The 5,701-nt window shown below is 60.7% G+C and carries 7 protein-coding genes; 5 read left to right on the forward strand and 2 right to left on the reverse strand.

Annotated features, from left to right (window positions below; translation table 11 throughout):
- Positions 1–175: 175 nt before the first annotated feature.
- From FHT02_RS21030 to FHT02_RS21040, 3 genes are all read left to right on the forward strand, one after another.
- Complete coding sequence (locus FHT02_RS21030) at positions 176–316, forward strand: hypothetical protein (RefSeq protein WP_184092170.1); 141 nt, start codon at positions 176–178, stop codon at positions 314–316.
- A gap of 62 nt (positions 317–378) precedes the next feature.
- Positions 379–1,233: a DMT family transporter gene (locus FHT02_RS21035; protein WP_184092172.1), complete on the forward strand. Its 855-nt coding sequence runs from the start codon at positions 379–381 to the stop codon at positions 1,231–1,233.
- 162 nt (positions 1,234–1,395) lie between these two features.
- Entirely contained in the window at positions 1,396–1,818 is a 423-nt protein-coding gene (locus FHT02_RS21040) for a DUF4279 domain-containing protein (protein ID WP_184092174.1), read from the forward strand.
- 28 nt (positions 1,819–1,846) lie between these two features.
- Here the strand turns inward: FHT02_RS21040 and FHT02_RS21045 are convergent, their stop codons facing one another.
- Positions 1,847–2,116 (reverse strand): hypothetical protein, encoded by a 270-nt coding sequence (locus FHT02_RS21045; RefSeq protein WP_184092176.1) that lies wholly within the window; start codon positions 2,114–2,116, stop codon positions 1,847–1,849.
- Between the two features lie 210 nt (positions 2,117–2,326).
- Between FHT02_RS21045 and FHT02_RS21050 the strand changes: the two genes are divergently transcribed.
- Positions 2,327–3,361, forward strand: coding sequence for an IS110 family RNA-guided transposase (locus tag FHT02_RS21050; protein WP_184092178.1), 1,035 nt, complete (start codon positions 2,327–2,329; stop codon positions 3,359–3,361).
- 705 nt (positions 3,362–4,066) lie between these two features.
- On the opposite strand, the gene FHT02_RS21055 is transcribed toward FHT02_RS21050, so the two are convergent.
- Positions 4,067–4,279, reverse strand: a complete 213-nt coding sequence (locus tag FHT02_RS21055; protein WP_184092180.1) for a hypothetical protein — start codon at positions 4,277–4,279, stop codon at positions 4,067–4,069.
- A gap of 275 nt (positions 4,280–4,554) precedes the next feature.
- Between FHT02_RS21055 and FHT02_RS21060 the strand changes: the two genes are divergently transcribed.
- Complete coding sequence (locus tag FHT02_RS21060; RefSeq protein WP_184092182.1) at positions 4,555–5,358, forward strand: lipid II flippase Amj family protein; 804 nt, start codon at positions 4,555–4,557, stop codon at positions 5,356–5,358.
- Positions 5,359–5,701: the final 343 nt, after the last annotated feature.

Consider the following 5,701-nt stretch of genomic DNA (forward strand, 5'->3'; position numbering starts at 1 on the left):
TGCACTAGAGGCCGGACAGATGGCAGCATCCGACTACATGCCTCACCCTCCAATTACCGCTTGCGTCTTTGCGGGCGTCCACAGATGGGAAGCGGCCGGGCAGCTTCAGGGCTGAGATCGCTATAAGCTGCCCTGACGGGTTGCGCGCCTGATGGGGCAGGCTTATCACCGCCACATGTCCGCGAACGGCCGCCATAACCAGATCGGTGCAGCAGACCTGTTCGCGCGTGCGTCCGCACCTCCACCGCCTGAAGGGACTGACCGGATCGACCGTGTCGGGGCGCCGCCGCCACCGACGTCGATCCACGCCGGCTAACTGCCGGTGCATTGCCCCGCGCTTGAAGTGCGGGCTCGCGACGTTTCATCAGGTGAAATCCAATGTTCAATCGTTATGCGTCGGCGCTCCTGCCGACCACGGCGTTCGTCCTGCTGTGGAGCAGCGGCGCCATCGTGTCCGAGATCGGCCTGCGGCACGGCTCTCCATTTTCCCTTCTTGTCCTCCGCTACGGAATCGCACTCGCGATCCTGACTGGGGTCGCGGCGTGGAATGGTACACTGGTGCCGGAGCGCGGCACCCGGCGCCGCAATGCCCTGATCGGCTTCCTTATCGCCGGCCTCTACTCAGCCTGCTACCTCTTGGCCCTCGATAATGGGATCACACCGGGAGCGCTGGCGACGCTGCTCGGGGTGCAGCCGATCCTCACGATATTCCTGACCGAAAAGCGTGTGACGTTGCCGCGCCTCCTCGGGCTCGTATTTGCCCTCGTGGGTCTCGCGCTGGTCGTTTCGGATGGGCTGATGTCGATGCGGTTCGACCTGCTTGGGCTGGCGTTCGCCGCGCTCTCGCTGCTCGGCATAACCGCAGGCTCGATCCTTCAGAAGCGCGAGCAGCAGGCACCGTGGGTGGTGTTGCCGACACAATACGCAGTCGGACTTGCGTTCGCGGGTGCGGTCTCACCCTTTGGTCCATTCTATGGCTCGTGGGACGCAGGGTTCGTGTTGCCGGTTCTATGGCTCGCCATCGTGATCTCCGTCGGGACCACGTTCCTGCTCTACAAGCTCATTGCACGCGGGAATCTGGTGAACGTCACCAGCCTCTTTTACCTCGTTCCCGGCGTCACAGCCGCAATAGACTGGGCAATCCTGGGTAATCCAATGTCAGCGCTCATGCTGATCGGTCTCGGCATGGTGGTCGCCGGCCTATTGATCGTCTTCCGCTACAAGGCCGCATAGGAGCTGAGCCACACCGAACGACGGCTATTGGCGGCTCGTTTGCGGGCCGCCAATGACCGAAAGTGGGCGGAAGCGGAAGGGCGGCTTTCAGGGTCCGCTTTGCCGATCAGGAGCGGCTGAGATTGGTTGGAAAGCAAAACGTGACCAAGGTATGCTCCGCGGATGACTAACGTTGATCAATGCAAAGCGTCCCTCTGGCTCATGGGTGATGCGCTGGACCCAGACAAGCTTGCCCAATCGCTTGATTGCACTCCAGCTTACGGCATTCGTAAAGGCGACATCTACCTGTCCGAGAACGGAGAGGAAATCGTGGCGAGCACCGGCCGCTTTCAAATTACAACCGGCTGGCGAACCGGCGAGCCTCTCGATCGAGTGCTTCAGGAGCTTCTTGATCAACTTCCCGACGATCTCGCCTCCTGGGCGGAGATCAACTCGACCTTGTCAGGCAAGGTCCTCTGCGGCCTCATTTTGGACAGCGTGAACGAAGAGGCAGAAGTCCCAGCCAGCGTGCTCTTAAGCTTGGGGCAGCGCGGTCTTTCGCTGCACTTAGACATTTACGATAGCGGCGACGGACCGGTCACCTAAGCTCATCGCACGTCCGCAAGTGGGGCGATCATCGCCGTTCGAAAGCGACTGTCTCGCTCGTATAGAATGGCTCGCTTGTAACCGTCTCATACCAGTCGGTGCGAAAGCCTGGTAGCGCCGACAGGTGAGCAATGAGGTTTGACCAGCCAGCCGCCTCCTCATGGAAGCTCCAGACTTGCCCGCCGACATCGATCTCGCAGCATATAAGGTCGGTCGTGATCTCGTCGCGCTTGTAGAACGTCACCGCTTTAATCTCGGGGAGCTGTAGCTGGCGAAGAGTGGCTCGAGTGATCTTCACTGCACCATCCTGCTCCGCTGATAGATCGTCCGCAATCGGGAACCGCGGTCGCGACTGGGAACGGCGGGAAGTGGGCGGAAGCGGACTGGCCGCTTTCAGGGTCCGCTTTCCCGATCAGTTACGCCTGTTCGTGGGTGATGGGGTGGACGCCCCCCGACGGCATCGATGTGCCAAAGTGGAGGTGTTGAACACCACTTGAGGGAGGCGTCCGTGTCGGAAGTTACCACGATTGGGCTAGATATCGCCAAGCATGTTTTCCACGCGCACGGCGCCGATGAGCGCGGGGCGATGGTGTTCAGCCGCAGGCTGACACGAGGTAAACTGCTCGACTTTTTCACCGCACACCCGCGCTGCGTGGTAGCGCTGGAGGCATGCGGCGGTGCGCACCACTGGGCTCGCGAGCTGCAGGCGATGGGGCACCAGGTGCGACTGATCCCGCCGGCGTACGTGAAGCCGTTCGTGAAGCGTCACAAGAATGATGCAGTGGATGCGGAAGCGATCTGCGAAGCAGCGCAGCGACCGAACATGCGCTTCGTGGCGGTGAAGAGCGAGGAGCAGCAAGCAGCAGCGCTGGTGTTCCGTACGCGCGACCTGGCCGTGAAGCAGCGGACCCAACTGGGCAATGCAATCCGCGGGCACTTGGCCGAGTATGGATGGGTTGCGCCTAAGGGAACCGCTCACCTCGCGATGCTGGCGGATCTGCTCGAGGGCGGCGAGATCGGGGACACGCTGCCTGAGGCCGCACGGCCTATGTTCGCGATGATGGTCGAGATGCTGGCGGCGTTGGACAGGCGAATTGCGGAGCTGGACAAGGAGATCACGCGGCGCGCTCGCGAGGACGAAGTCGCGCGACGGCTGATGACCATCCCCGGCATCGGTCCTATCACGGCGACAGCCATCGCTGCGATCGCGCCGCCAGCCGAGACGTTCGCGAAAGGCCGCGACTTTGCCGCCTGGTTGGGGCTGGTGCCAAAACAGGCGTCTACCGGCGGTAAGCAGAAGCTGGGAGCGATCTCCCGGATGGGCGAGCGAACGCTGAGGCGCCTGCTCATCATCGGCAGCAGCGCCGTCGTGCTTCAGGCGAGCAAGCGCGGAGCACCCGCCGGCTCATGGCTTGAGCGCATGCTCGCAAGGAAGCCGCGCATGCTGGTCACAGTGGCGCTCGCTAACAAGATGGCGCGCACCGTCTGGGCGTTGCTGGTCAAACATGAGGATTACAGAGCTCCGGTCGCAGCGGCGGCATAAGCCAAGGCGGACCAGAGGCGTCGGAGGGCGCAGTCGGTCGAAGGAGGGTATGGCACAATAGTCGGCGAGACGGGGCCGGAAGAACCAGTGCAAACCAGTGTGCCAAGAGCACGCCTAGGGTGATGTGGTTCCGGTCCGCGAACTCCCATACGGGCCAGCAGCTTATGGCTGCATCACAGGCCGGACAGATGGCAGCAACCGACCTAGTGCCAGAACCTCCAAATACCGCTTGCAACCGAAGGGGCGTCCACAGATGGTTTGCTGACAGGCCGCTTTTTGAGGCAAGTGCGGGTTAGCTGCCGTTCTCAACCTGCTCGTACTGGAGCCCGCGCGGCTCGACGGCCGTGATCTGAAATCGCCCTTCGCCTAAATAGATCAGGTAGCAGTTTCCCGCCGTGGAGAAGCGCCGGCCCAAGTCACTGCTCGTGCACGCGAGTTGTACCCGCAGTAAGGCGTCACCTGCCAGCGAGTATGACTCTGCTCCGTCTCTGATCCGAACCGCCCTTATGTCCTGTATCCAATGCCCCCGTGACAATGCCATCGCTTTGCCCGCGGACACAGAAAACGGAGCAGACCAGTGATCGTGGTCACGATGGAGGTACCGGACGCTCAACTGTGAGTTGGTTCGATTGTCCACGACGGTTGGCCAAGCGTCGCAGCTGGCGAGCAGCGGCAGGAGCAAGAAAATCAATAACCGCATTCGGACTAGCCGACCGGCGGCGTTGGGTCCCAAGCGCCAGGATGTCGCCGTTGAAAGTCGACCCAGAAAAGGTCGCGAGCTTGGCGCAAAAGCGCGATGCCCGCGGGATCACATCGCGACAACTCTGCGTCGTCGATTAGTCCAAACAGCCCCGTCAGCACGGCGCCGTAGTTATTGGCGTTGGTATAAGGTGGCGCGCTCTCTTCAACCGTCGACATTCAGGCAGTGTGATCGACGGCTTGTAGGTCCGCAAGTGGGGCGCTTGCCGACAGTCTGCTTTGGAGGGCGGGAGCAGAGAAGCGGACGTTGAGCCGGCGTCGGGTGGAATGTCTGGTATCCGGTGCTTCGCCCAAAACCCGCGAGACAGCTCACGCGCAAGCTACGAAGTTTGCCCAGGCTGACGCGGCCTCTCAGGGTGCGACGAAAAGCAGGACCGCTCCGCTTAGAATAGATAAGTTGAAGTGGATGGCCGATGTTGCTGTATTAACCGGGTATGGACCGTCAGCTCGTGATCATTTGCCTGCTAACAGCAGGCATCAACCTGATTGGCACTCTTGCGTACGCTGCCCGCATCGCGGGGGTGCGTACTGGAAGAATTGCGATGAGCTTCGCGCTGTTCAACATGCTCGTGCTCGTCAGCCGAACGTCCAACAGCTTTCTCGGCCCATTTCTTGCGAAGCGCATTGAAACACGCATTGCGAATGGTGGGGGAGCGTCACTCGCTCACGACTTTCGCGTCGTGCTTACGAGCGCAACGCTCGCAGTGTTCGTCGGCATTTTGCTCGTACCGACTGGCCAGCGCCTTTTCGCGAGGGCAATTGGGTACTTTCAGCAGCATCGATCAACAGGACGGATGTTACTGCGAACGGCCACACCAGCGGGCTTTACCGCGCTGCGCCAATCTGTTCGAGTGCCAGCTTTAGCGCACCTTCGGGACTTGGCCCGCCCTCGGGCAGTTGGCTGGGGAGTTTTGACGGCCAACGTACTCGCGCAGGCGCTGATCACCGTTGGAGTTCTTGCCTCACTGTACGCAGGCTATTTGAATCCTGAGTTCCGCGTGACCGCATCGCAGCTATCAGCAGTCATCAACGGATTTGCGACGATCCTGCTTTTTGCTCTTATCGACCCTCAGCTATCGGTGATGACAGATGACGTTGTTGAGGGCCGGGTTGATGCGGCTCTATTTCGCCGCACGATCGTCTGGGTCTCGCTAAGCCGCCTACTTGGTACCGTCCTTGCTCAGATATTCTTTGTACCGGCAGCAATGCTCATAGCCTCGATTGCATCTCGTGTGTGACCTGCACATCCTTCGGCGGCGCCGCACTCGATAGAACGGGTTGAGGGCCGCATCCGCGGGCCGCGCTCAGCCGGGGGGTGCAAAGCAGGTACCAACGTCTGCGGGATGCGCTTGCGACTGCAGCTTGCCACCCACGATCCGCAAAATTGTAAAGTAAAGAAAACGGAGGTTTGTTTGCCTTTCGCCACGCAAATCTCCTCACATCGCAAATCTGCCGATTTCCGAGTAAATCAACCCGGTAAAACAAACTAATACCAACCTGCATTGATCAGAACCGACATGCCCACTGGCGCCGGCCGATGGTCATGATGCGCCAAGGCTGATCGACGAGCCTGTTCCAAGC

It is taken from the genome of Sphingomonas xinjiangensis (genome assembly GCF_014199255.1).
Lineage (GTDB): Bacteria > Pseudomonadota > Alphaproteobacteria > Sphingomonadales > Sphingomonadaceae > Sphingomonas > Sphingomonas xinjiangensis.

Coding starts and splice junctions, on each gene's coding strand:
- FHT02_RS21030 (WP_184092170.1), top strand. CDS start 176: ATGTCCGCGAACGGCCGCCATAACCAGATCGGTGCAGCAGACCTGTTC.
- FHT02_RS21040 (WP_184092174.1), top strand. CDS start 1,396: ATGACTAACGTTGATCAATGCAAAGCGTCCCTCTGGCTCATGGGTGAT.
- FHT02_RS21055 (WP_184092180.1), bottom strand. CDS start 4,279: ATGTCGACGGTTGAAGAGAGCGCGCCACCTTATACCAACGCCAATAAC.
- FHT02_RS21035 (WP_184092172.1), top strand. CDS start 379: ATGTTCAATCGTTATGCGTCGGCGCTCCTGCCGACCACGGCGTTCGTC.
- FHT02_RS21060 (WP_184092182.1), top strand. CDS start 4,555: ATGGACCGTCAGCTCGTGATCATTTGCCTGCTAACAGCAGGCATCAAC.